Source organism: Buttiauxella noackiae ATCC 51607, from assembly GCF_001654865.1.
GTDB classification, from domain to species: Bacteria; Pseudomonadota; Gammaproteobacteria; order Enterobacterales; family Enterobacteriaceae; genus Buttiauxella; species Buttiauxella noackiae.
Genome location: NZ_LXEO01000065.1, coordinates 33,080 through 54,228, shown reverse-complemented (window position 1 = coordinate 54,228; position 21,149 = coordinate 33,080). Strand labels below are relative to the sequence as shown.

General features: G+C 50.1%; 25 protein-coding genes. 10 read left to right on the top strand and 15 right to left on the bottom strand.

The annotated features are described in order from the left end of the window. Positions 1-177: 177 nt before the first annotated feature. Positions 178-1,515 carry a polyamine export protein PaeA gene (gene paeA, locus M979_RS19915; RefSeq protein WP_034461211.1) on the top strand — a complete coding sequence of 446 codons (1,338 nt, stop codon included), beginning with the start codon at positions 178-180 and terminating at the stop codon, positions 1,513-1,515. Between the two features lie 184 nt (positions 1,516-1,699). Here the strand turns inward: paeA and M979_RS19910 are convergent, their stop codons facing one another. Beyond that, positions 1,700-1,906 carry a DUF1107 domain-containing protein gene (locus tag M979_RS19910; protein ID WP_034461209.1) on the bottom strand — a complete coding sequence of 69 codons (207 nt, stop codon included), beginning with the start codon at positions 1,904-1,906 and terminating at the stop codon, positions 1,700-1,702. A gap of 323 nt (positions 1,907-2,229) precedes the next feature. On the opposite strand from M979_RS19910, the gene M979_RS19905 reads away from it, so the two are divergent. After that, positions 2,230-2,787 carry a YtfJ family protein gene (locus M979_RS19905; protein ID WP_064556142.1) on the top strand — a complete coding sequence of 186 codons (558 nt, stop codon included), beginning with the start codon at positions 2,230-2,232 and terminating at the stop codon, positions 2,785-2,787. On the opposite strand, the gene cysQ is transcribed toward M979_RS19905, so the two are convergent. Beyond that, the gene (cysQ, locus tag M979_RS19900; protein ID WP_034461206.1) at positions 2,777-3,523 is read right to left on the bottom strand and encodes a 3'(2'),5'-bisphosphate nucleotidase CysQ; all 747 of its coding nucleotides are present in this window, start codon (positions 3,521-3,523) and stop codon (positions 2,777-2,779) included. The two genes, M979_RS19905 and cysQ, sit on opposite strands and share 11 nt — an antisense overlap. 188 nt (positions 3,524-3,711) lie before the next feature. Here cysQ and M979_RS19895 point away from each other — a divergent pair, with 188 nt between their 5' ends. Then, positions 3,712-5,643 carry a bifunctional 2',3'-cyclic-nucleotide 2'-phosphodiesterase/3'-nucleotidase gene (locus M979_RS19895; protein ID WP_064556141.1) on the top strand — a complete coding sequence of 644 codons (1,932 nt, stop codon included), beginning with the start codon at positions 3,712-3,714 and terminating at the stop codon, positions 5,641-5,643. Positions 5,644-5,647: 4 nt separating this feature from the next. Here M979_RS19895 and M979_RS19890 read toward each other — a convergent pair whose 3' ends face one another. Continuing rightward, the gene (locus M979_RS19890; protein WP_034461203.1) at positions 5,648-6,040 is read right to left on the bottom strand and encodes a winged helix-turn-helix transcriptional regulator; all 393 of its coding nucleotides are present in this window, start codon (positions 6,038-6,040) and stop codon (positions 5,648-5,650) included. 90 nt (positions 6,041-6,130) lie between these two features. On the opposite strand from M979_RS19890, the gene M979_RS19885 reads away from it, so the two are divergent. The 4 genes from M979_RS19885 (at position 6,131) to ytfE (ending at position 9,675) form a co-directional block, all read left to right on the top strand. After that, positions 6,131-6,979, top strand: a complete 849-nt coding sequence (locus tag M979_RS19885; protein WP_034461201.1) for an SDR family oxidoreductase — start codon at positions 6,131-6,133, stop codon at positions 6,977-6,979. Between the two features lie 63 nt (positions 6,980-7,042). Continuing rightward, positions 7,043-7,879, top strand: coding sequence for an AraC family transcriptional regulator (locus tag M979_RS19880; protein ID WP_064556190.1), 837 nt, complete (start codon positions 7,043-7,045; stop codon positions 7,877-7,879). Between the two features lie 74 nt (positions 7,880-7,953). Continuing rightward, complete coding sequence (locus M979_RS19875) at positions 7,954-8,928, top strand: DMT family transporter (protein ID WP_034461200.1); 975 nt, start codon at positions 7,954-7,956, stop codon at positions 8,926-8,928. Between the two features lie 84 nt (positions 8,929-9,012). Continuing rightward, the gene (ytfE, locus tag M979_RS19870) at positions 9,013-9,675 is read left to right on the top strand and encodes an iron-sulfur cluster repair protein YtfE (RefSeq protein ID WP_034461199.1); all 663 of its coding nucleotides are present in this window, start codon (positions 9,013-9,015) and stop codon (positions 9,673-9,675) included. A 40-nt stretch (positions 9,676-9,715) separates the two neighbouring features. Here the strand turns inward: ytfE and cycA are convergent, their stop codons facing one another. Next, a complete protein-coding gene (gene cycA, locus M979_RS19865) occupies positions 9,716-11,128 on the bottom strand; it encodes a D-serine/D-alanine/glycine transporter (RefSeq protein ID WP_064556140.1) in 1,413 nt (470 codons plus the stop codon). A 301-nt stretch (positions 11,129-11,429) separates the two neighbouring features. After that, entirely contained in the window at positions 11,430-12,050 is a 621-nt protein-coding gene (bamJ, locus tag M979_RS19860) for a BamJ family beta-barrel-assembly machinery protein (RefSeq protein WP_034461196.1), read from the bottom strand. 238 nt (positions 12,051-12,288) lie between these two features. Between bamJ and M979_RS19855 the strand changes: the two genes are divergently transcribed. After that, the gene (locus tag M979_RS19855; RefSeq protein WP_064556139.1) at positions 12,289-12,885 is read left to right on the top strand and encodes an OapA family protein; all 597 of its coding nucleotides are present in this window, start codon (positions 12,289-12,291) and stop codon (positions 12,883-12,885) included. A 146-nt stretch (positions 12,886-13,031) separates the two neighbouring features. Here the strand turns inward: M979_RS19855 and rplI are convergent, their stop codons facing one another. From rplI to rpsF, 4 genes are read right to left on the bottom strand one after another with little or no spacing between them, the layout of a single operon-like run. Next, positions 13,032-13,484: a 50S ribosomal protein L9 gene (gene rplI, locus M979_RS19850; protein WP_034461193.1), complete on the bottom strand. Its 453-nt coding sequence runs from the start codon at positions 13,482-13,484 to the stop codon at positions 13,032-13,034. A gap of 39 nt (positions 13,485-13,523) precedes the next feature. Continuing rightward, a complete protein-coding gene (gene rpsR, locus M979_RS19845) occupies positions 13,524-13,751 on the bottom strand; it encodes a 30S ribosomal protein S18 (protein WP_002210155.1) in 228 nt (75 codons plus the stop codon). 4 nt (positions 13,752-13,755) lie between these two features. Next, positions 13,756-14,073: a primosomal replication protein N gene (gene priB / locus M979_RS19840; RefSeq protein WP_034461190.1), complete on the bottom strand. Its 318-nt coding sequence runs from the start codon at positions 14,071-14,073 to the stop codon at positions 13,756-13,758. 6 nt (positions 14,074-14,079) lie between these two features. Continuing rightward, positions 14,080-14,475 carry a 30S ribosomal protein S6 gene (rpsF, locus tag M979_RS19835; protein WP_034461189.1) on the bottom strand — a complete coding sequence of 132 codons (396 nt, stop codon included), beginning with the start codon at positions 14,473-14,475 and terminating at the stop codon, positions 14,080-14,082. A gap of 359 nt (positions 14,476-14,834) precedes the next feature. On the opposite strand from rpsF, the gene yjfY reads away from it, so the two are divergent. After that, positions 14,835-15,110, top strand: a complete 276-nt coding sequence (gene yjfY, locus M979_RS19830) for a DUF1471 family protein YjfY (protein WP_034461188.1) — start codon at positions 14,835-14,837, stop codon at positions 15,108-15,110. Positions 15,111-15,229: 119 nt separating this feature from the next. Here the strand turns inward: yjfY and M979_RS19825 are convergent, their stop codons facing one another. Genes M979_RS19825 through ulaA form a run of 6 tightly spaced genes read right to left on the bottom strand, consistent with a single transcriptional unit; the run spans position 15,230 to position 19,641 of the window. Then, positions 15,230-15,916, bottom strand: a complete 687-nt coding sequence (locus M979_RS19825) for an L-ribulose-5-phosphate 4-epimerase (RefSeq protein ID WP_064556138.1) — start codon at positions 15,914-15,916, stop codon at positions 15,230-15,232. Further along, positions 15,903-16,769, bottom strand: coding sequence for an L-ribulose-5-phosphate 3-epimerase (locus tag M979_RS19820; protein ID WP_064556137.1), 867 nt, complete (start codon positions 16,767-16,769; stop codon positions 15,903-15,905). The genes M979_RS19825 and M979_RS19820 overlap by 14 nt, the downstream gene beginning before the upstream one ends. A gap of 9 nt (positions 16,770-16,778) precedes the next feature. Next, positions 16,779-17,435 (bottom strand): 3-keto-L-gulonate-6-phosphate decarboxylase UlaD, encoded by a 657-nt coding sequence (locus M979_RS19815; RefSeq protein ID WP_157093276.1) that lies wholly within the window; start codon positions 17,433-17,435, stop codon positions 16,779-16,781. A 10-nt stretch (positions 17,436-17,445) separates the two neighbouring features. Further along, positions 17,446-17,916: a PTS ascorbate transporter subunit IIA gene (gene ulaC, locus M979_RS19810; RefSeq protein WP_064556136.1), complete on the bottom strand. Its 471-nt coding sequence runs from the start codon at positions 17,914-17,916 to the stop codon at positions 17,446-17,448. A gap of 9 nt (positions 17,917-17,925) precedes the next feature. Further along, on the bottom strand, positions 17,926-18,231 hold the full coding sequence (ulaB, locus tag M979_RS19805; protein WP_064556135.1) for a PTS ascorbate transporter subunit IIB: 306 nt from the start codon (positions 18,229-18,231) through the stop codon (positions 17,926-17,928). 12 nt (positions 18,232-18,243) lie between these two features. Beyond that, the gene (gene ulaA, locus M979_RS19800; protein WP_064556134.1) at positions 18,244-19,641 is read right to left on the bottom strand and encodes a PTS ascorbate transporter subunit IIC; all 1,398 of its coding nucleotides are present in this window, start codon (positions 19,639-19,641) and stop codon (positions 18,244-18,246) included. Positions 19,642-20,013: 372 nt separating this feature from the next. Between ulaA and ulaG the strand changes: the two genes are divergently transcribed. Next, entirely contained in the window at positions 20,014-21,078 is a 1,065-nt protein-coding gene (ulaG, locus tag M979_RS19795) for an L-ascorbate 6-phosphate lactonase (RefSeq protein ID WP_064556133.1), read from the top strand. Positions 21,079-21,149 lie beyond the last annotated feature (71 nt).

Sequence of the window (21,149 nt, the reverse complement as noted above, 5' to 3'; positions counted from 1 at the left end):
AATTTTTGACGCCTCAATTTATCGTCCAAATTATGCCCTCTGGCAGCCCCATACACCCTTACGCTATACTACCCGTTGAAATTGCTGGCCCAACCTCCACGGACTGGCAGTCAAAACGTATCAACCCTTAGATTTTCAACTACCCTTCCGAGGCTCTGGCTCTAAGCCGGATAAACTATGTTAAACAGTATTTTATTAATACTTCTTCTTATTTCCGTCAGTGCATTCTTCTCAATTTCGGAGATCTCACTGGCTGCTTCCCGCAAAATCAAACTCAAGCTGCTGGCTGATGATGGCAACCTTAACGCGCAACGCGTACTGAAAATGCAGGAAAGTCCTGGCATGTTCTTTACCGTGGTGCAGATTGGCCTGAACGCGGTGGCAATTCTCGGCGGTATCGTCGGCGACGCGGCGTTTTCCCCGGCATTTAAAGTACTTCTGGAGCGTTTCTTCTCACCAGAAATGGCTGACCAACTGAGCTTTATCATCTCCTTTACGCTGGTCACCAGCTTGTTCATTCTGTTTGCAGACCTCACTCCGAAACGCATCGGTATGATTTCGCCTGAATCTGTTGCATTGCGAATCATCAACCCGATGCGCTTCTGTCTGTTTATCTTCCGCCCGCTGGTGTGGTTCTTTAACGGCCTGGCAAACGTCATTTTCCGCATTTTCAAACTGCCGATGGTGCGTAATGACGACATCACCTCTGATGATGTCTACGCCGTGTTTGAAGCTGGTGCACTGGCTGGGGTGCTGCGTAAGCAAGAACATGAGCTGATTGAGAACGTGTTTGAACTGGAATCACGTACTGTGCCGTCATCCATGACATCGCGCGAAAACGTTATCTGGTTTGATTTGCACGAAGACGAACAGAGTCTGAAGAACAAAATTGCCGAGCACCCACACTCCAAATTCCTGGTGTGTAATGGTGATATCGACCACATCGTTGGCTACGTGGATTCCAAAGAGCTACTGAACCGCGTGCTGGGCAACCAGAGCATGGCACTCAACAGCGGTGTCCATCTGCGTAATACACTGATTGTGCCGGATACACTGACGCTCTCCGAAGCGCTGGAAAGCTTCAAAACCGCCGGTGAAGACTTCGCGGTTATCATGAACGAGTATGCGTTGGTGGTGGGTATCATCACGCTGAACGACGTAATGACCACGTTGATGGGTGACCTGGTCGGCCAGGGCATGGAAGAGCAGATTGTCGCGCGTGACGAAAACTCGTGGCTGGTTGAGGGCGGAACGCCGATTGACGACGTGATGCGCGTGCTGGATATCGACGAGTTCCCGCAGTCTGGCAATTACGAAACCATCGGCGGCTTTATGATGTTTATGCTGCGAAAAATCCCGAAACGTACCGATTCGGTGAAGTTCTCCGGGTATAAGTTCGAAGTGGTGGATATCGATAACTACCGCATCGACCAGTTGCTGGTAACACGTATCGACAATAAGCCGACACCGTTGACGCCAAAACTGCCAGATTCAGAAGAACAATCGGCAGCGTAGTTCTCAAACGTCAGAAACACTAACGGCACCCTCAGGTGCCGTTTTTTTTACTTCGCTTTAATGCCCTAAATAATTCAAGTAACAGTAACGAGGCAAAGACCACTAATCTCCAGAAACATCATCCTTTATGTGAGTGGAGTAAGGGGCGAACCAACGCACCTGCGGCTTGAAATATGATGGGTATTTAAGCCATTTCCGCCTGCATACGAATAACCTGGCGGTTTACTTCAGACATAACGGATAAATGCTGCTTATCTTTCACTTTTGGGATAAGAATTTTGCCCTTATCAAATTCAAAAGCGCCAACGTCCTTGATGTACAACCGTCCACGGAACAGGATTTTCACGTACTTCGCCACCTGAAGCGGGTTGTACCGTTGGAAAATTTTCATTCTTCTTCTCTCCTGCAGTGTTAACACCCCTGCGGTTCCACATTTGGTCCGACAAAACGAGGCGAAAAATTTGGTGCCTGGAAACTATAGCCCATATACAAACTGGCACCTAGTTTGCACAATCTTATTTACGGTTTGATTACAATTTCTCAGAATAATCTTTGCAAATGTAAACAAAACTTAGTTTAAGCCTTCAAATTACAGGGATATGTGCGGTCACCCGCAAACTGGCATCGTTGTTGCGGGACAGATGGCTATTCAGCACATATGATTAAAACGTCATAATAAGTGGTCCGATCACCTGCATATAATAAGGAGTCATCATGTCCCTACGTACTACCCTTGCGCTTGCCTTGCTGTTGTTACCCCTTGCGGCATCGGCCCATACTTTTGAGAAAAATCACCGAGTCTCACCTATCGGTATTACGGATAAAGGTGAGCTGATGCTCGATAAAGATAAGTTTAGCTATAAAAGCTGGAATAGCGCGCAGTTACCTGGAAAAGTGCGAGTGCTGCAACTTATGGCCGGGCGCACCAGTGCAAAAGAGAAAAATGCCGGGATAATCGAAGCGATTAAAGCCTCTAAATTCCCACATGACCGCTACCAGACGACAACCATCGTCAATACCGATGATGCGATTATTGGCACAGGAATGTTTGTGCGTAGCAGTCTTGAGAGCAATAAAACCCAGTATCCATGGTCGCAAATTATCGTTGATAGCAACGGTGTTGCACAAAAGTCATGGCAGCTGGAGAGTGGCAGCTCGGCGATTGTAGTGCTGGATAAAGAAGGTCGAGTGCAGTTTGCGAAAGATGGTGGTTTGACACAAGAAGAGGTGCAGCAGGTCATGCGCCTGCTGCAAGAGTTGCTCAGTAAATAGAGACCCGAAAACCTGGATTCAGGAATGATTCGCGTGGGGTATAGTCGAGAGGCTTACCCTGCCAGTCATGCACGTGCGCACCAGCCGCTGACGCAACGGCGTGGCCTGCTGCGGTATCCCAGATATTGGTTGGCCCGAAACGCGGGTAAAGCTGTGCCTGCCCTTCTGCCACCAGACAGAATTTCAATGATGAGCCAATAGCGGTAGTCTGATGCTCCCCCATCTGCTGCAGGTACTCTTTGAGTTCCGGATCGTTGTTAGCATGAGAGCGGCTTATCACCACCAGCGGTGGACGGGCATCGTGCACGTGGATTTGGTTACGTACGCCGCACTCCTCTTTCCAGGCTTTACCTTCTGCCGCGCTGTACATCACGTTCAGCACTGGCGCATACACGACGCCCAGCACCGCTTTACCATTTTCGATAAGTGCGATATTAACGGTGAACTCCCCGTTACGTTTCAGGAACTCTTTGGTGCCATCCAGCGGATCGACCAGCCAGTAACGCCCCCAGCTTTGACGCGTCTCCCAGGACTGCGGGTCTTCTTCTGAAAGCACCGGAATGTCCGGCGTCAGTGTTTGCAGCCCTTGCAGGATAATGCCATGTGCGGCAAGGTCGGCCGCTGTGACCGGCGAGTCATCGGATTTTTGGGTCGCCTCTAGCGGCTTTTGCCCTTCATACACCTGCATGATGGCAGCTCCAGCCTCCCGAGCCAGTTGGCAAATTTTATCTAACATTCTCCACCTCATGTTGTGTCATGCAAATAACCTATTGTTTTACTTATATCTCATTGCGTCTTTATGCGCTATCTGTGAAGCGATTCCGGTTTAACGCTTCTCATTTCTGGCACACTTCACAAAAATGTAAGCAACAACGTTTATATACATAGCCTTTTGCGGCCTACCTCTAAAAAGGACCTTTTATCATGATCAAGTTTAGCGCAACGATGCTTGCCATGCTGGTTGCTACCAGCGCTCATGCGGCAACCGTTGACCTCCGTATCCTGGAAACCAGCGATCTCCACAGCAATATGATGGATTTCGATTACTACAAAGATACCTCTACGGAAAAATTTGGACTGGTGCGTACGGCAAGTTTAATCAACGCCGCGCGTGGTGAAACGTTAAACAGTGTACTGGTCGATAACGGTGACCTGATTCAGGGCAGTCCGCTCGGGGATTACATGGCGGCAAAAGGCCTGAAAAAAGGCGATATTCACCCGGTTTATAAAGCGCTCAATACGCTGGATTATGCGGTGGGAAACCTGGGCAATCACGAATTTAATTATGGCCTCGATTACCTGCATATGGCGCTATCGGGCGCGAAATTCCCTTATGTGAATGCCAATATCATTGATGCCAAAACCAATAAACCGCTATTCACGCCTTATGTGATTAAAGAAACTGCCGTTAAAGATAAAGATGGCAAAGAGCAGACGCTGCGCATCGGCTATATCGGTTTTGTTCCTCCGCAAATTATGACGTGGGATAAAACCAATCTCGAAGGCAAAGTTACGGTGAAAGATATTACCGAAACTGCCCGTCATTACGTGCCTGAGATGCGTAAAAACGGGGCAGATTTAGTGGTCGTTATCGCCCACTCTGGCCTGTCCAGCGACCCGTATCATGCGATGGCTGAAAACTCAGTTTATTACCTCAGCGAAGTACCCGGCGTGGATGCGATTCTCTTTGGCCACGCCCACGCCGTGTTCCCGGGCAAAGACTTTGCCAATATCAAAGGTGTCGATCTTGAGAAAGGCACGCTGAACGGTATTCCAGCGGTGATGCCTGGTATGTGGGGCGACCACCTGGGCGTGGTTGATTTAGTGTTGAACAACGATAGCGGCGCATGGAAAGTGACCAGCAGCAAAGCGGAAGCGCGCCCAATTTATGACAGCGTGGCGAAGAAAGCACTGGTGCCAGAAGATGCCAAACTGGTGGAAGTGATGAAGCACGATCACGATGCCACGCGCGAGTTCGTCAGTAAGCCAATCGGCAAATCATCAGACAACATGTATAGCTACCTTGCGTTGGTTCAGGATGACCCGACGGTGCAGGTAGTGAATAACGCCCAGCTCGCCTACGTTGAGAAATACATTCAGGGCGACCCGGACCTTGCAAACTTGCCGGTACTTTCCGCTGCTGCGCCATTTAAAGTTGGCGGGCGTAAGAATGACCCGGCCAGTTTTGTGGAAGTGGAAAAAGGCCAGTTAACGTTCCGTAACGCCGCAGATTTGTATCTTTACCCTAATACGCTGGTGGTGGTGAAAGCCACTGGCAAAGAGGTTAAAGAGTGGCTGGAATGTTCCGCCGGGCAGTTTAATCAGATTGATGTGAACAGCACTAAACCGCAGTCGCTGATTAACTGGGACGGTTTCCGCACCTATAACTTTGATGTTATCGACGGCGTGGATTACCAGATTGATGTGTCACAACCTGCACGTTACGACGGCGAATGCCAGATAGTGAACCCGAATGCCGAGCGAATCAAAGGGCTGACGTTTAAAGGCAAGCCAATCGACCCTAACGCGACTTTCCTGGTAGCGACCAATAACTATCGCGCTTACGGCGGCAAGTTTGCAGGTACAGGCGATAACCATATCGCTTTCGCGTCTCCAGATGAAAACCGTTCGGTTCTGGCGAACTGGATTACGGCAAGCAAAGAGATCCACCCGGCTGCTGATAACAACTGGCGCCTGGCTCCGATTCACAGCAATCAGCCGTTAGATATTCGCTTTGAAACCTCACCGGGTGAAAAAGCGGCGGCATTTATCAAAGAAAAAGGCCAATATCCGATGAAAAATGTCGGCAGCGACGAAATCGGTTTTGCGATTTATCAGCTTGATTTGAGTAAGTAATTTCTCAGGCGTCCCGTTTTCGGGACGCCATAACCCTTGGCAAATTCTCTTCTATCCAGTCGGCTAACGCAGCAACTTTCACGGCCACTTCTTCGCCCAGCGGCGTCAGGCTGTATTCCACATGCGGCGGCACAACCGGGTAGGATATTCGATTCACAAAGCCATCTGCTTCCAGCCATTGCAGCGTTTGGGCGAGCATTTTTTCACTCACCCCACCCATCTTACGGCGCAGGTCGCTGAAACGATGAGTCCCACTCTGCAAGGCCACCAGAATTAACACGCCCCAGCGGCTGGTGACGTGTTTTAACACATCGCGCGACGGGCACTGCTCGGCGAATAAATTACCATCACGCATTTGCTCAGTTAAGGACAGTGGACGGGTTTCAACTACACTCATTTCATACTTACCTTTTTGTGCGTACTTACTAAAAGTTAGTGATAGTGATATTTTGACACAACTTAACCAGAAATCCACAGGAGATTTACCATGATCGCGATTACCGGAGCTTCCGGCCAACTAGGCCAACTCGTTGTTGAAGATTTACTGAATACCGTTGCAGCTAACCAATTGGTTGCCATCGTGCGTAACCCGGCAAAAATTCAATCATTTGCTGAGCGTGGTGTTCAGGTGCGTGCTGCCAGCTATGAAGATAAAGCGGCGCTAGTGCAGGCGCTGGCGGGCGTTGAAAAACTGCTGCTTATCTCTTCAAGTGAAGTCGGACAACGTGCGGTTCAGCATCGCAACGTAATTGAAGCTGCTAAAGAAGCGGGTGTGGAGCTGATTGCTTACACCAGCCTGTTGCATGTTGATTCTTCCCCGCTGGGTCTGGCTGATGAACACATCGCTACTGAAAAAATGCTGAAAGAATCAGGCATTCCATTTGTGCTGCTACGCAACGGCTGGTATACCGAAAACTATCTCGCCAGCGTGCCACCAGCACTGCAACACGGCGTGTTTATTGGTAGCGCAGGCGAGGGAAAAATCGCTTCTGCAACGCGCGCGGATTATGCGGCAGCCGCCGCAAAAGTGATGACTCTGGAAAACCAGGCGGGCAAAGTTTACGAATTAGCGGGCGACCACGGCTGGACGCTGTCCGAACTGGCTGCTGAACTGACTAAACAGAGCGGTAAAACCGTGGTTTATCAAAATCTGCCAGAAGCTGATTTTAAAGCAGCATTGTTAGGTGCGGGTTTACCTGAAGGCCTGGCGGAGCTGTTGGCAAATTCTGATGTTGGCGCATCCAAAGGTGGCTTGTTTGATGACAGCCGTCAGTTGAGCGCGCTGATTGGTCGTCCAACCACTACGCTTGCAGAAAGCCTGCGTGCCGTGCTGTAAATGTTAACTTTCCGTTAAACATGGACGCCCCTATACTGATGGGGTGTCCAGATGGAGATTAACGTGCAAGGCGTACCTGACCAATTCAACGATGAAAAAGACAAAGCCCAATTTCGGCATCTGCCGCAATTGCCCGGTGTTGAGCTTTATCACGCTCATATTTCGCGTTACGCCTTTGAACCGCATACCCATGAAGCTTTTGGCATTGGCACGGTAACCTGGGGCGCTGAGCGTTTCCGTTATCGTGGTGTTCAGCATGTCGCAGCTACAGATTCGATAGTGTTGATGAACCCCGACGAGCTCCATACCGGCGAAGCAGCAACCGAAGATGGTTGGCAGTACCGCATGATTTATCTTGAACCGGAGATCCTCGAGTCAGTTACCGGCTCACGTAACTGGTCATTTAGTGATGTGGTCAAACACGACCCGCTGCGGGCAGGTCATATTTCACAATTGATTAATGGCTTATGGAGCGAGAATGATGCTCTGGCACAGCAGAGCCTGTTACTGAATCTCATCGAAACTTTCCAACCATACGCTCGCCACTTACCGTCCGGGCCGAAAGAGTCGGCACACCGCTTTGAACAAATTCGGGACTATCTGCACGATAACTATATGCAGCCGGTGACGCTTGATGAGCTCGCGGCCGTAGTTTCGCTTAGCCCTTATCACTTTCAACGCACGTTCAAAGCGCACTTCCACGTCACCCCCCACCAGATGCTCATGGCAATTCGTCTTTGGCACGCTAAGCGATTACTGACGAATGGTATGCTGGCTGCTCAAGTTGCCGCAGCCAGCGGCTTAACCGATCAGGCACATCTGACGCGTGCTTTTTCCCAACGCTATGGCATCACGCCCGTGCGCTACCAGAAACAAGTCGCCCTGGCGTTTAAAGAGTAAAACCGCAAGCTGGTACAATATTTCCCCTCACGCCATGCCTACACTCAATCCAAAGCAATAAACGGAAGATGAAGATGTTAACTGGTGTGTTGTACGCCCTGCTCGCGGGGCTGATGTGGGGGCTGATTTTCGTCGGCCCGCTAATTGTCCCTGATTACCCTGCTGCAATGCAGTCGACCGGACGCTATCTGGCTTTGGGACTGATTGCGCTCCCGCTGGCATGGTTTGGGCGCCAGCGTCTGCGCCAGTTGTGCCGTGCGGACTGGTTTACCGCACTCAAGCTTTCCACCGTCGGCAATCTCATTTATTACGTCTGCCTGGCCAGCGCGATTCAGCGCACAGGGGCACCGATTTCGACCATGATTATCGGCACTCTTCCTGTGGTGATCCCGGTCTTCGCCAATCTGCTTTACAGCAAACGCGACGGTAAACTCCCGTGGCGCAGGCTGGCCCCTGCGCTGGTGATTATCGCCCTGGGCCTGGTGATGGTGAATACCGCTGAATTACGCACCGGGCAGCTTGATTTCAGCTGGTGGCGATATATCAGTGGCATCGGGCTGGCGTTTATCTCGGTTGCCTGTTGGGCATGGTATGCGCTGCGTAATGCCAGGTGGCTACGTGAAAACCCCGATAAGAATCCGCTGATGTGGGCCACGGCACAAGGGCTCGCGATCCTGCCGTTTTCACTGCTGGGTTATATTGCCGTTTGCCTGTGGATGTCACGTACCAACAGTGACTTTACCCTGCCCTTTGGCCCGCGCCCGGAAGTGTTTTTGGCGCTGATGCTCGCCATTGCTCTGTTCTGTTCATGGCTCGGTGCTTTGTGCTGGAACATTGCCAGCCAGCGTTTACCGACTGTTATTGTCGGCCCGCTGATTGTCTTTGAAACGCTGGCAGGACTGGCTTACACCTTTATGCTGCGCCATAGCTGGCCGCCATTGCTGACATTACTGGGCATTGTTTGTCTTGTCATCGGCGTGGTGATGGCCGTTCTGACCAAACCGCAGAAAAGTACGCTAGCTGAGGTGGTTGTTGTGACGGACAAATAGCGCCTTACCTCGAAATAGTCATAGCGCCGACTTAAAGATGCATTTAATATGCATCTTATATTATCGACAACGAGGTATTTGCTCATGGCTTTTCGCGACCAACCTTTAGGTGAACTGGCTTTAACTATTCCACGCGCATCTGCGCTGTTCCGTAAATTGGATCTCGATTACTGCTGCGGCGGGAAGCAGACGCTTGTACGTGCCGCAACGCGTAAAGAGTTGGATTTGGACGCGATTGAAGCTGAGCTCGCAAAGCTTGCTGAAGAGCCAATCGAGAAAGAGTGGCGTACCGTGCCGCTGGCCGAAATTATCGACCACATCATCGTGCGTTATCACGACCGCCACCGCGAACAGCTGCCAGAACTGATCCTTCAGGCAACGAAAGTTGAGCGCGTACATGCGGATAAACCAAATGTGCCAAAAGGTTTAGCGAAATATCTGACTATGCTGCATCAAGAGCTGGGCAGCCACATGATGAAAGAAGAGCAAATCCTGTTCCCAATGATTAAGCAGGGTATGGGTTCTCAGGCAAATGGTCCTATCAGTGTGATGGAAAGTGAGCATGACGATGCGGGCGAACTGGTCGATGTGATCAAACACACCACCAATAATGTTACGCCACCGCCGGAAGCTTGCACCACCTGGAAAGCGATGTATAACGGGATTAATGAGCTGATTGACGATCTGATGGAACACATCAGTCTTGAGAATAATGTGTTGTTCCCACGCGCTTTGGCTGGCGAATAACCGTAATTAAGCGCCTCCTCCATGGAGGAGGCGCTTAAAATTACTTACGCATTTCCGCGATGCGTTTCTTGCCGATAAACATCCAGCACACACCCAACAATACAAACCACAACGGCGTCACGATCAGCGCCTGGCGGGTATCTTGTTCCAGCGTCAGCAGCACAATCACAAACACGAAGAACGCCATACACACCCAGCACATCAGCTTACCAAGCGGCATTTTGTAGATAGATTTCTCATGCAAATGTGGGCGCTGTTTGCGATATACCAGATACGAGCACAAAATAATCGTCCAGACGAACATAAACAGAATCGCAGACACGGTAGTTATCATGGTGAATGCTGCGATCACGTTAGGGTTCACATAGAGCATCACCACGCCACCCAGCAGGCAGATACAGGAGAAGGTCAAACCCTTCGCCGGAACAGCTCGCTTAGAGAGTTTGGCGAATGCTTTTGGCGCCATACCATCTTGCGCCAGTCCAAATAGCATACGGCTGGTTGAGAACACTCCGCTGTTGGCAGAAGAAGCCGCAGAAGTCAGCACCACAAAGTTGATGATACTCGCAGCCGCGGGCAGGCCCACCAGCACGAACAATTCAACGAACGGGCTTTTATCGGGCACTACGGAACGCCATGGCGTTACGGACATAATGACGATCAATGCGAACACATAGAACATGATGATGCGGATCGGAATCGAGTTAATGGCGCGTGGCAGAGATTTTTCCGGATCTTTGGTTTCTGCAGCCGTCGTTCCCACAAGCTCAATACCCACAAACGCAAATACCGCTATCTGGAAGCCTGCGAAGAAACCGCTGATGCCTTTCGGGAACCATCCACCGTCATTCCACAAGTTGTTGATGGAAGCCTCTACGCCAGACGGGGAATGGAAGTTGGTCAAAATCATCACCAGGCCGATAACGATCAGCGCAACGATGGCGACAATTTTAATCATCGCAAACCAGAATTCCATTTCACCGAACATTTTCACGGTGGCGAGATTAAGGCTCAGCAGCAAGATGATCACGGCAAGCGACGCCACCCAGTCGGATAATCCTGGGAACCAGAACTGCGCGTAGGCAGTTATCGCGACAACGTCCGCCATGCCGGTTACTACCCAGCAGAACCAATAAGTCCAGCCGGTAAAATACCCCGCCCATGGACCCAGTAAGTCTGCCGCAAAGTCGCTAAAAGATTTGTATTCGAGATTAGAAAGCAGCAGTTCGCCCATCGCACGCATCACGAAAAACAGCATAAAGCCGATAATCATATATACGAAGATGATGGATGGACCCGCGAGGCTAATCGTCTTACCGGAGCCCATAAACAGGCCAGTTCCGATGGCGCCACCGATGGCAATAAGCTGAATATGGCGGTTGGTTAAATTACGCCGCAGAGATTGTTCTGACGGTTCTTCAGCAACGTCAGAAACCTTTATCTGATCTACCATGTTGTATTTTTCCTGTACCTGTCTGTTGTGTTCAGGCTCTACCGGCCTTTATAAAAATTAAAATAGTGAGGATGTGATGTTGTTGTTCCGGGGAACTCAAAGATAGTAGGGAAGAATTGGCAGGTTGAATACTAAGAAAGAAATTATTTGTTAATTTAATGTTTGTTTTGAGTGCAAAATCACGGCCATAAAGTGAGCAGCCCCACAGAAACACTCAGGAAGGTAGCATTTACCAGATAAAATCACGCTAATTTTGTTAACTACCAAATAAAAACCCCGCCGGAGCGGGGCCCTTGAACGCTTACAGAATTTCCAGCAGTTCAACTTCAAAAACCAGAGTGCTGTACGGAGGAATTGACGCACCAGCGCCACGCTCACCGTAAGCCAGGTTATGAGGAATAGTCAGTTCCCACTTTGAGCCAACTGGCATCAGCGTCAGAGCTTCAATCCAGCCAGCGATAACGCCGCTTACCGGGAATTCAGCTGGTTCGCCACGCTGTACGGAGCTGTCGAACACGGTGCCATCAACCAGTTTACCGGTGTAATGTACACGAACGTGATCTTTACGCGCTGGAATTGGACCAGTGCCTTGAGTCAGAACGCGGAATTGCAGGCCAGATTCGGTGCTGCTCACGCCGTCTTTCTTAAGGTTTTCTTCGAGGAATTTCACGCCTTCAACAGCCAGTTCTTTCTGGCGTTCCTGGCGAACGGCGTCGGCACGCTCGTGAACTTCACGCAGTGCGCGATGAACCACATCAACCGGAACTGCCGGGGCATTCCCTTCCAGCGCATCACGCAGACCAGCTACCAGTGCTTCTGGCAGCAGGCCTTGCAGACCAGATTCACTCAGTTGTTGACCTACTTGTAAACCAATACCGTAACTTGCTTGCGCTTCGACGCTGTCAAAAGAAGGGGTCGTCATGGGATTTCCTTTAATGGTATTTAAAAGCAAGCCCGCAGCATAGCAGCGTCAACCTGACGGGTAAAATGCAAAAGCGGCAAAGGTGACAAATGCAGGCGAAACAGGAACAATGCTTTAAGTGAGCGTGAAATTGCGGTTGAGAATCACGTAACGCAGGATTATTCAGCGCATCAAACAGTTAGCGTTCTATAATGGAGTGGGTAAATGTACAGAGCACGTTGTGTGGAAATGAGGAGTATTGCCGATGCGATTCGCTGTTAAACCCTGGCTTGCGCGGATTTGGCATGCACCCGATAATTTCCGGTTGATGGATCCACTTCCGGTGATGCACCGCCGTGGCATTATTATTGCGGCAATCGTGATTGTCCTCGGTTTCCTGTGGCCGACACCTGATGCCCCTATTCAGCCAGTTACGCGCGATGCGCAGCTTTCCATTGAGTCGCAATCCCCAATTCGTGCCCACTTAGTCAACCCGCCAGAGAACGCTGCCCCCGTCGAACCGTCACGTGTGGAAGAACAACCACAGGCAGAAACGCAAGCTCCTGTGCCGCATGAGAATAACGATATTGACCAGCAATGGCGTTCGTACCGCGTCGAGTCAGGGCAAACCATGGCGCAGCTGTTCCGCGATCATAATTTACCGCCCGCTGATGTTTATTCGATGGCGCAGGTAGAAGGCAGCAACAAACCGCTGAGTACTTTGCAAACCGGGCAGATGGTGCAGATTCGCCAGAATGCGAATGGTGTGGTGACGGGACTGACAATTGATATTGGTAACGATCAGCAGGTGCTATTTACAAGACAGCCTGATGGTAGTTTTGTGCGTGCTCGTTAGCACTTAATTCTATTTACTGTAAATAATTCTAGTTGCAGGTAGGCGGTGAAAGAATGCAACCAACTCCTCTGCTGCTTGAAGTATGACGAGTAAATGCAAAACGCCGGCACTAGGCCGGCGTCTTAACGTAACTACATCAGCGTAAATTACGCTTCAGCAACAACGTTTACAGTCAGTTTAGCGAATACATCGCTGTGAACCTGGAAGTCCACTTCGTGCTCACCAGTGGTACGCAGAACGCCGTTCGGTAAACGAACTTCGCTCTTAGCCACTTCAACGCCAGCTGCAGTTACAGCGTCAGCGATGTCGCGGGTACCAATGGAACCGAACAGTTTACCTTCGTCGCCAGCTTTAGACGCGATAGTAACAGTTTCGAGTGCGTTGATCTTCGCAGCGCGAGCTTCAGCAGCAGCCAGAACGTCAGCTAATTTAGCTTCCAGTTCTGCACGGCGTGCTTCGAAGAATTCAACGTTTTTCTTGGTAGCAGGAACAGCTTTACCCTGTGGTACCAGGAAGTTACGAGCATAACCCGCTTTAACGTTAACCTGATCACCCAGGCTACCCAGGTTTGCTACTTTATCAAGCAGAATAACTTGCATTACCTTATCCTCTCAAAGTCATTAATGGACAGTGGCCGATTACTGATGACGATCAGTATATGGCAACAAAGAAAGGTAACGAGCGCGCTTGATGCAGCGAGCCAACTGACGCTGGTATTTTGCACGAGTACCGGTAATACGGCTCGGGACAATTTTACCACTTTCAGTGATGTAGTTTTTCAGTGTAGCGATATCTTTATAATCAATCTCTACAACACCTTCCGCTGTGAAACGGCAGAACTTGCGACGACGGAAATAACGTGCCATTAGGCTAGTCTCCAGAATCTATCAAATCAATCTGCTCGGCATGCAATACCACTTTATTCAGACCATTTTTTGCCTGATGGCAACTAATGAAACCTTGAACTGTGAGTACCGTGCCGACCGTTATACTTTGAGTAATGGCTGAGTGTGCGTGCCCGCTAATAATAACTGGCATACGGCACCACGCCTGCCGATCTAAACCGGCTTCCTTTTGCACAGAACGGTGCTCAAGCACGAACTGGCAATGAGGAATTCCTGACGGGCTGACCTTGCGAAGAGGCGTCTTGCACACTGTGCCAGACAACACCAGGCGGTTGGCCGTCATTGGAAATTACTCTTCAGAATCCCCAGCATCTGCATCATCAGCAGTTTCGCTAGCGAAGTCATCGCGACGATCACGACGTTCGTCTTTAGCTTTAACCATTGGTGAAGCTTCGGTTACAGCGTGCTTAGTACGCATAACCATGCTACGGATAACGGCGTCGTTGAAGCGGAAGTTAGTTTCCAGCTCATCGATCACTTCCTGCGGAGCTTCAACGTTCATCAGAACGTAGTGTGCTTTGTGCAGTTTGTTGATCGGGTAAGCCAGTTGACGGCGGCCCCAGTCTTCCAGACGGTGGATCGTACCTTCTGCTGCAGTGATTGCAGTAGTGTAACGTTCGATCATACCCGGAACCTGTTCGCTCTGGTCAGGATGGACCATAAAAACGATTTCGTAATGACGCATCGAATTGCTCCTTACGGATTATTCAGCCTCCTGTCAGGGTCAGCCGCGGCCCATGGAAGCAAGGAACGTGTTTATAAAGGCGGCTGAAAAATTGACGCGTAATCATACAAGCGGAGCCCAGCAAACTCAAGGTTATATAGAAATTAATTCTTTTGCATGAAGGCTAAATTTCTAACAAGCGCTAACTCAGTGAAATCTATGACTTTGGCCTGGATCACTTAAAATTTTTGACCAACACCATCAGAAATGGTCGCTTTTTATCCAACCTTAAGGGTTTACACTTATTGTCATAGGCCGCCACTATTTATTAACAGGAGCGACGACCGCAGCTGACACATTAAGTTGTAGTGGAGCGGATTATGAAAATTACAGTTTTTGCCTTTCTGGCGGCGCTTTTGCTTAGTTCAAATGCAGCTGCAGCGATCAAGATTGATGGTCGCCAGGCACAAAATATGGATGATGTGATGAGCCTTGGGGTTATTTATATCAACCACAACTTCGCGACAGAACAGGAAGCTGAAGTTGCTATCCATGAGGATGCAGATCAGCACAATGCAAAGTATTACCACACAATTTTGATGAGAGAGCCCGGTAGTAACGGCAATATGCGTGTAAGTGCTGACATCTACCGGTAGCAGAATGCAATGAGGTAATGAAGTAAAGGCGTTAACACCAGGAATACCACAACGACATAGAAAGCCAACGTTTGACTTGCCCCCGCTTGCGGGGGCTTTTTTATGGGCACGGAAACTTATCAGCGCTGCCCGTAGTAGGCATCCGGGCCATGCTTACGCTGGAAATGCTTATTCATCAGGTATGCGTCAATGGGTTGTAAAAGCGGATTAATACCGCGAGCAATCCATGCCATGCGGGCAACTTCTTCCATAACAACCGCGTTATGCACCGCATCCTCAGGAGTTTTCCCCCACGCAAACGGGCCGTGTTGGTAAACCACGATGCCTGGCGTATGCAGAGGATTACTACCACCCAACGTTTCGACGATCACTTTGCCAGTATTCAGCTCATATTCGCCCTGCACTTCATCGCAGGTTAATGCACGGGTACAGCAAATATCACCAAAAAAGTAATCAGCATGTGTCGTGCCGAGTGCGGGAATACTTAGCCCGGCCTGTGCCCAGGCGGTGGCGTGAGTCGAATGCGTATGCACCACGCCACCCAGTTCCGGGTACTTTTTATAAAGTGCGAGATGCGTCGCAGTATCGGAAGAAGGGCGATAATTCCCTTCAATCACCACGCCGTTCATATCTACCACCACCATATCGCTGGCAGACATTTGCTCATAGGCCACGCCGCTTGGCTTGATCACCATGCACTGGCGTTCGCGATCGATACCGCTGACGTTTCCCCAGGTAAACGTCACCAGGCCATGCCGCGGGAGTGCCATATTTGCCTCAAACACCCGCTGTTTAAGCTGCTGCATGATCCGCCTCCAGTAGCCCCGCTGTTGCCATGCGCGCAAGCACCCAGTCGCGAGCAGCGATAACTTCTTCTACCGGATCGGCAGCCTTTTCGCTCCACATTTCAATTAAATAGGGGCCGCGATAACCGCTGCGTTTTAATGCCTCAAAGCAGCGTTCAAATTCCACCACGCCTTTGCCAAATGGCACATTCTTAAAGACACCCGGCAGCGTGTCTTTTACGTGTACGGCCACGATATGCCCGCGCCCTGCTTCGAGTTCCATCTGCACGTCATTGTCCCATGCGGATAAATTGCCGATGTCCGGATAGAGCTGGAACCAAGGGTTATTGAGGTAAGTGGCATAGCCCATCGCTTTGCTGATGGAGTTCATAAGCGGGTAATCCATGATTTCCATCGCCAAAGTCACTTGGGCGCGACTCGCCATTTCGACTGCGGCGGTTAAGCCCTCGCGAAACCGGCAGCGTGTTGCGTCATTGGCTTGCTGGTAATAGACATCGTACCCCGCCAGTTGAATCACGCGGACACCCACATCTTGCGCAAACTCAATCGCTTTACGCATGATTTCCAGGCCTTGATTACGAACATCGTCATCTTCACTGCCTAACGGGAAACGGCGATGGGCGCTCAGACAGATTGAAGGAACGCGAACGCCGGAATCCGCAACGGCTTGTACCAATGCCATGCGCTGCTCGCGGCTCCAGTCCAGACGCGCCAGGCGCTCATCCGTCTCATCGATCGACATCTCAACAAAATCGAAACCCAGACCACCCGCGAGCAGCAACCGTTCCAGCCAGCACTCCCCGGTGGGGAGCGCTTTTTCGTAAATACCCAGTGGAACTTGCTTATGTAACATGAGCAGTCCTTAGCCCCAAAGCTGGGCAATGGAACGTTTGAACTCGCGCGCCGCTTCAACCGGAGAAGCCGCATCACGAATGCTTCGTCCGGCAATAAACACATGAATCGGGATACCTTTAAACAGCGGTAAATCTTCAAGCGCCAGGCCGCCGGTTACAGTGACTTTAAAGCCCATATCCGCCAGGCGTTTAATCGCCGTAATATCCGCTTCACTCCACGCGACCCCTGCGGCCTGAGCATCACGGCTACGGTGGTAAACCACTTGTGCGATACCTGCCGCACGCCACTCTTGCGCCTGTTCCCACGTCCAAAAACCCGTCAGTTCGATTTGCACATCACCTTTAAATTCACGGGCGACTTCTAACGCACCTTTGGTGGTGTTGATATCGGCACAGCAAATCACCGTGACCCAATCAGCGTTGGCTTCAAAACACATGCGCGAGAGGATTTTCCCGGCATCGGCGATTTTGGCATCGGCCAGCACGATTTTATGCGGGTAAAGCGCTTTAAGATCGCGCACCGCACGCACGCCTTCGCCGACACAAAGAATGGTGCCAACTTCAATAATGTCGACTTCTTCCGCTATCAGGCGCGTCGTTTTATAGGCATCTGACATTGTCTGGTTATCCAGCGCAACTTGTAGCATCGGTAATGAATGAGACATAAAAAGCTCCTTAAGCAGTCGCCGACGCCGTAGCGTGGTCAATTAAATCCAGCACTTCCTGCTCGGTACGGCAGGCGCGTAAACGGTCAAAATTCTCTTCATCTTCAAACAGATTGACGATCTGCATGATGCCGACTTCCTGGTGGGTCGTGGCATCTACTGCCGCCATGGTGATGAGGATGTCCACCGGGTCGTTATCATCATGGTTAAACACCAGCGGCGTTTTCAGCGTGACCAGTGAAAAGCCGGTGCTTTTAACCCCTTCTTCCGGGCGGCCATGCGGCATCGCAAGGCCCGGAGCCAGCACAAAGTAAGGGCCAAATTTCGCAACGCCATCCAGAATGGCCTGGTAGTAGCGAGGCTCAACGACATTCGCATCCACCAGCAGGTCAACGCCTAGCTTTACTGCCTCCTGCCAGGTGTTTGCTTCTGCCTGTAAACGTATGGAGTGGTTTTGAACCAGTGAGTCACGTAGTTTCATTGGCGTTCCTTACTTGATGTCCTTCGGGAAATGTTCGCGGATCACATCCATCAGTTTTGGGCCAAAATCCGCCGCAGAAAGCATGTTGCGAACCCCCACGACATATTTATTGCCCGAGACTGTGATTTCGCTGGCGACGTGAGTGGAAGCAACAATGATGTCGGCACCGCTCAGCTCGCTTTTGTATTCGCCTACAGCGCAGCTATTGACGCTATGGTTGACCCCTTCTTGCGTAAGAAACTGATCCACTTTCATTTTCATGATCATGGAACTGCCTTGCCCACAGCCACAAACAGCGAGAATGCGTACGGTCATAATCTCAATTCCTTAATTAGCGGATGATTCGGTCAGTTGTTTTTCTGCATCCTCTTCCTGACGCAAAGTGCGCCCGGCAAAGAACATATAAATCAGTGCGATCACGATAACGATGCCCATAAACCACAGGCCCAGCGTTAGCCCCTGCATTAATGGCGGTGCCAGAATTGACCAGTCAGCCATCCCCATCCACGCACTCAGGCCGGTCAATTTGATGGCCCACACGCAGCCGAAGATTTCAATCATGCCCATCACCAGGCAGATTTTTAGCGCTGCCCGCCAGCCGCCAAAGTGGTTAGCAAACACGCCAATCGTGGCGTTGGAGAAGAACATTGGGATGAAGCCCGGGATGATCATGATGGAAGAGCCAAGCACGATAAGAATGCCGACGGCGATAAGCTGACCGATGGTTCCCCAGATAAAGCCCCACACCACGGCGTTAGGGGCGAAGCTGTAGATAGCCGCACAGTCGATGGCGAGAACCGCACCTGGAATTAAGCGCTGTGAGATACCGTTAAACGCTTCGGAAAGTTCCGCCACAAACATTCTGACGCCCTGCACGATGATGAATATCGCTACGGCGAACTGGAAACCGGTTTGCAGAATGTAGATAGTCCAGTGCGTTTTTCCCGCCATGGCTTGCATGACATCGATGCCAAATGAGCACAGGATTACGCCGAAAAACAGCGTCATAACGATGGCAGTAGAAACGATATTGTCGTGGAAAATATTGAGCCAGCCAGGCAATTTGAGGTCTTCGACACTTTCCTCTTTCTTGCCCAGATAAGGAGCGACTTTGTAGGCAATCCACGAAGCAAATTGCTGTTGATGGCCGATGGAAAAACCACTGTTTTCCGTCACGGCTTGCGTCGGTTTGAACATCATATTGGAGGTAATGCCCCAATAGAGGGAAACCAGCACGGCGGTGCAAATAATGGTTGTCCACATCGGATAACCGAGGATAAAGAAGAACACCGCAATCAAACCGGCTTGCTGGAACATGATGTGCCCGGTAAGCATGATGGTGCGAATCCCCGTAATACGCCGCAGCAACACATAACTGATGTTGAGCGCCAGTGCCAGTAACACGGCATATCCCACCCAACTGTAGGCGTCCCCCATTCTTTCAACCGTCGCCATCATGGAGGCGTAGGTGTCTGAAATTGCGCCGTTAATCCCGTAAACCTCGGACATTTTTGCCACGACGGGTTTAAACGTACCGGTCAGGATCCCTGAACCTGCCTGCAGCAACATGAAGCCGATAATGGTTTTGATGGTTCCTTTGATAATCACGCTGACGCTTTTGCGCAAAAGCACGTAGCCCAGGCAAGTCACAATCCCCAGTAGCAAAGGGGCGTTCGTCATGACCTGATTAAAGAAAATGATAAAGCCGTTGTAGAGGGTCTCCATAAAGCTCTCCATAGGGTAGTCGCTCCCTGTTTTGATGAGAAAACAGGCGGAAGTAATGCTCGGCTAACTCTATTTATCAAAATCAATCACAACAAGATTGAATATGATTATTTGTGAGATGCCACGCAATTTATTTCCCATGATGTAGTAAGGGTTATTGATTTGTGTGAGAAAAACAAAAATAACAAAATAAAATCATGCATATATAAACAAATAATTGATGTAATGACAAAAATAAACGAACTTCACACACGTAGAAACACATCAACTAACGCTAAAAAACGCTTCTCAAGTTAAAATTTTGATGTCAATATCAATCAAATGAAATCACCAAATGATTTATTTTGATTTTAAATGGAAAGGAGAGAGCTGATGAGTAAGGTAGAAACGATTACCCGTGAATCCTGGATATTGAACACCTTTCCGGAGTGGGGAAGCTGGCTGAACGAGGAAATTGAGCAGGAAGTTGTCGCCTCTGGAACCTTTGCAATGTGGTGGTTGGGCTGTACGGGCATTTGGTTGAAATCGCAGGGTAGTGCCAATATCTGTGTTGATTTTTGGTGCGGTACGGGCAAACAGAGCCACGGTAATCCGCTGATGAAAAAAGGTCACCAAATGCAGCGTATGGCGGGCGTGGAAAAATTACAGCCTAACCTGCGCACCACGCCGTTTGTGCTCGATCCTTTCGCTATTCGCAATATTGATGCCGTCCTTTCAACGCATGATCACAATGATCATATCGACGTCAATGTGGCCGCCGCCGTGATGCAAAACTGTGCGGATGATGTGCCATTTATCGGGCCGCAGACTTGTGTTGATTTATGGATTGGCTGGGGCGTGCCGCGTGAACGCTGCATTGTGATGAAACCCGGCGATGTGGTGAAAATAAAAGACATTGAAATTCATGCGCTTGATGCTTTCGACAGAACCGCGCTTATCACGCTACCGGCTGATGAATACGCGGCGGGCGTGTTGCCCGACGGCATGGACAAGCGCGCGGTGAACTATCTGTTCAAAACGCCTGGCGGCAATCTTTACCACAGCGGTGATTCTCACTATTCCAACTACTACGCGAAGCATGGGAATGACCACCAGATCGATGTCGCACTAGGATCTTATGGTGAAAACCCTCGCGGTATTACCGATAAAATGACCAGTGCCGATATTTTGCGGATGGCGGAATCACTCAATACCAAAGTCGTGATCCCTTTCCACCATGATATCTGGTCAAATTTCCAGGCAGATCCGCAAGAGATCCGCGTGCTGTGGAATATGAAGAAAGATCGTCTGAAATATGGCTTTAAGCCGTTTATCTGGCAGGTTGGCGGCAAATTTACCTGGCCGTTGGATAAAGATCTGTTCGAGTATCACTATCCACGCGGGTTTGATGATTGTTTTACGCTGGAACCGGACTTACCGTTTAAGTCCTTCCTGTAAGGTTAAAGCCGGGCTGATGTCCGGCTTTTCTTTTAGGTATTTCTCACTTTTTCAAATATCATCTTTAAAAA

Bases quoted from the DNA above. Each gene is read 5' to 3' on its own strand.
- paeA (WP_034461211.1), top strand. From the start codon at position 178: ATGTTAAACAGTATTTTATTAATACTTCTTCTTATTTCCGTCAGTGCA.
- M979_RS19910 (WP_034461209.1), bottom strand. From the start codon at position 1,906: ATGAAAATTTTCCAACGGTACAACCCGCTTCAGGTGGCGAAGTACGTG.
- M979_RS19905 (WP_064556142.1), top strand. From the start codon at position 2,230: ATGTCCCTACGTACTACCCTTGCGCTTGCCTTGCTGTTGTTACCCCTT.
- cysQ (WP_034461206.1), bottom strand. From the start codon at position 3,523: ATGTTAGATAAAATTTGCCAACTGGCTCGGGAGGCTGGAGCTGCCATC.
- M979_RS19895 (WP_064556141.1), top strand. From the start codon at position 3,712: ATGATCAAGTTTAGCGCAACGATGCTTGCCATGCTGGTTGCTACCAGC.
- M979_RS19890 (WP_034461203.1), bottom strand. From the start codon at position 6,040: ATGAGTGTAGTTGAAACCCGTCCACTGTCCTTAACTGAGCAAATGCGT.
- M979_RS19885 (WP_034461201.1), top strand. From the start codon at position 6,131: ATGATCGCGATTACCGGAGCTTCCGGCCAACTAGGCCAACTCGTTGTT.
- M979_RS19875 (WP_034461200.1), top strand. From the start codon at position 7,954: ATGTTAACTGGTGTGTTGTACGCCCTGCTCGCGGGGCTGATGTGGGGG.
- ytfE (WP_034461199.1), top strand. From the start codon at position 9,013: ATGGCTTTTCGCGACCAACCTTTAGGTGAACTGGCTTTAACTATTCCA.
- cycA (WP_064556140.1), bottom strand. From the start codon at position 11,128: ATGGTAGATCAGATAAAGGTTTCTGACGTTGCTGAAGAACCGTCAGAA.
- bamJ (WP_034461196.1), bottom strand. From the start codon at position 12,050: ATGACGACCCCTTCTTTTGACAGCGTCGAAGCGCAAGCAAGTTACGGT.
- rplI (WP_034461193.1), bottom strand. From the start codon at position 13,484: ATGCAAGTTATTCTGCTTGATAAAGTAGCAAACCTGGGTAGCCTGGGT.
- rpsR (WP_002210155.1), bottom strand. From the start codon at position 13,751: ATGGCACGTTATTTCCGTCGTCGCAAGTTCTGCCGTTTCACAGCGGAA.
- priB (WP_034461190.1), bottom strand. From the start codon at position 14,073: ATGACGGCCAACCGCCTGGTGTTGTCTGGCACAGTGTGCAAGACGCCT.
- rpsF (WP_034461189.1), bottom strand. From the start codon at position 14,475: ATGCGTCATTACGAAATCGTTTTTATGGTCCATCCTGACCAGAGCGAA.
- yjfY (WP_034461188.1), top strand. From the start codon at position 14,835: ATGAAAATTACAGTTTTTGCCTTTCTGGCGGCGCTTTTGCTTAGTTCA.
- M979_RS19825 (WP_064556138.1), bottom strand. From the start codon at position 15,916: ATGCAGCAGCTTAAACAGCGGGTGTTTGAGGCAAATATGGCACTCCCG.
- M979_RS19820 (WP_064556137.1), bottom strand. From the start codon at position 16,769: ATGTTACATAAGCAAGTTCCACTGGGTATTTACGAAAAAGCGCTCCCC.
- M979_RS19815 (WP_157093276.1), bottom strand. From the start codon at position 17,435: ATGTCTCATTCATTACCGATGCTACAAGTTGCGCTGGATAACCAGACA.
- ulaC (WP_064556136.1), bottom strand. From the start codon at position 17,916: ATGAAACTACGTGACTCACTGGTTCAAAACCACTCCATACGTTTACAG.
- ulaB (WP_064556135.1), bottom strand. From the start codon at position 18,231: ATGACCGTACGCATTCTCGCTGTTTGTGGCTGTGGGCAAGGCAGTTCC.
- ulaA (WP_064556134.1), bottom strand. From the start codon at position 19,641: ATGGAGACCCTCTACAACGGCTTTATCATTTTCTTTAATCAGGTCATG.
- ulaG (WP_064556133.1), top strand. From the start codon at position 20,014: ATGAGTAAGGTAGAAACGATTACCCGTGAATCCTGGATATTGAACACC.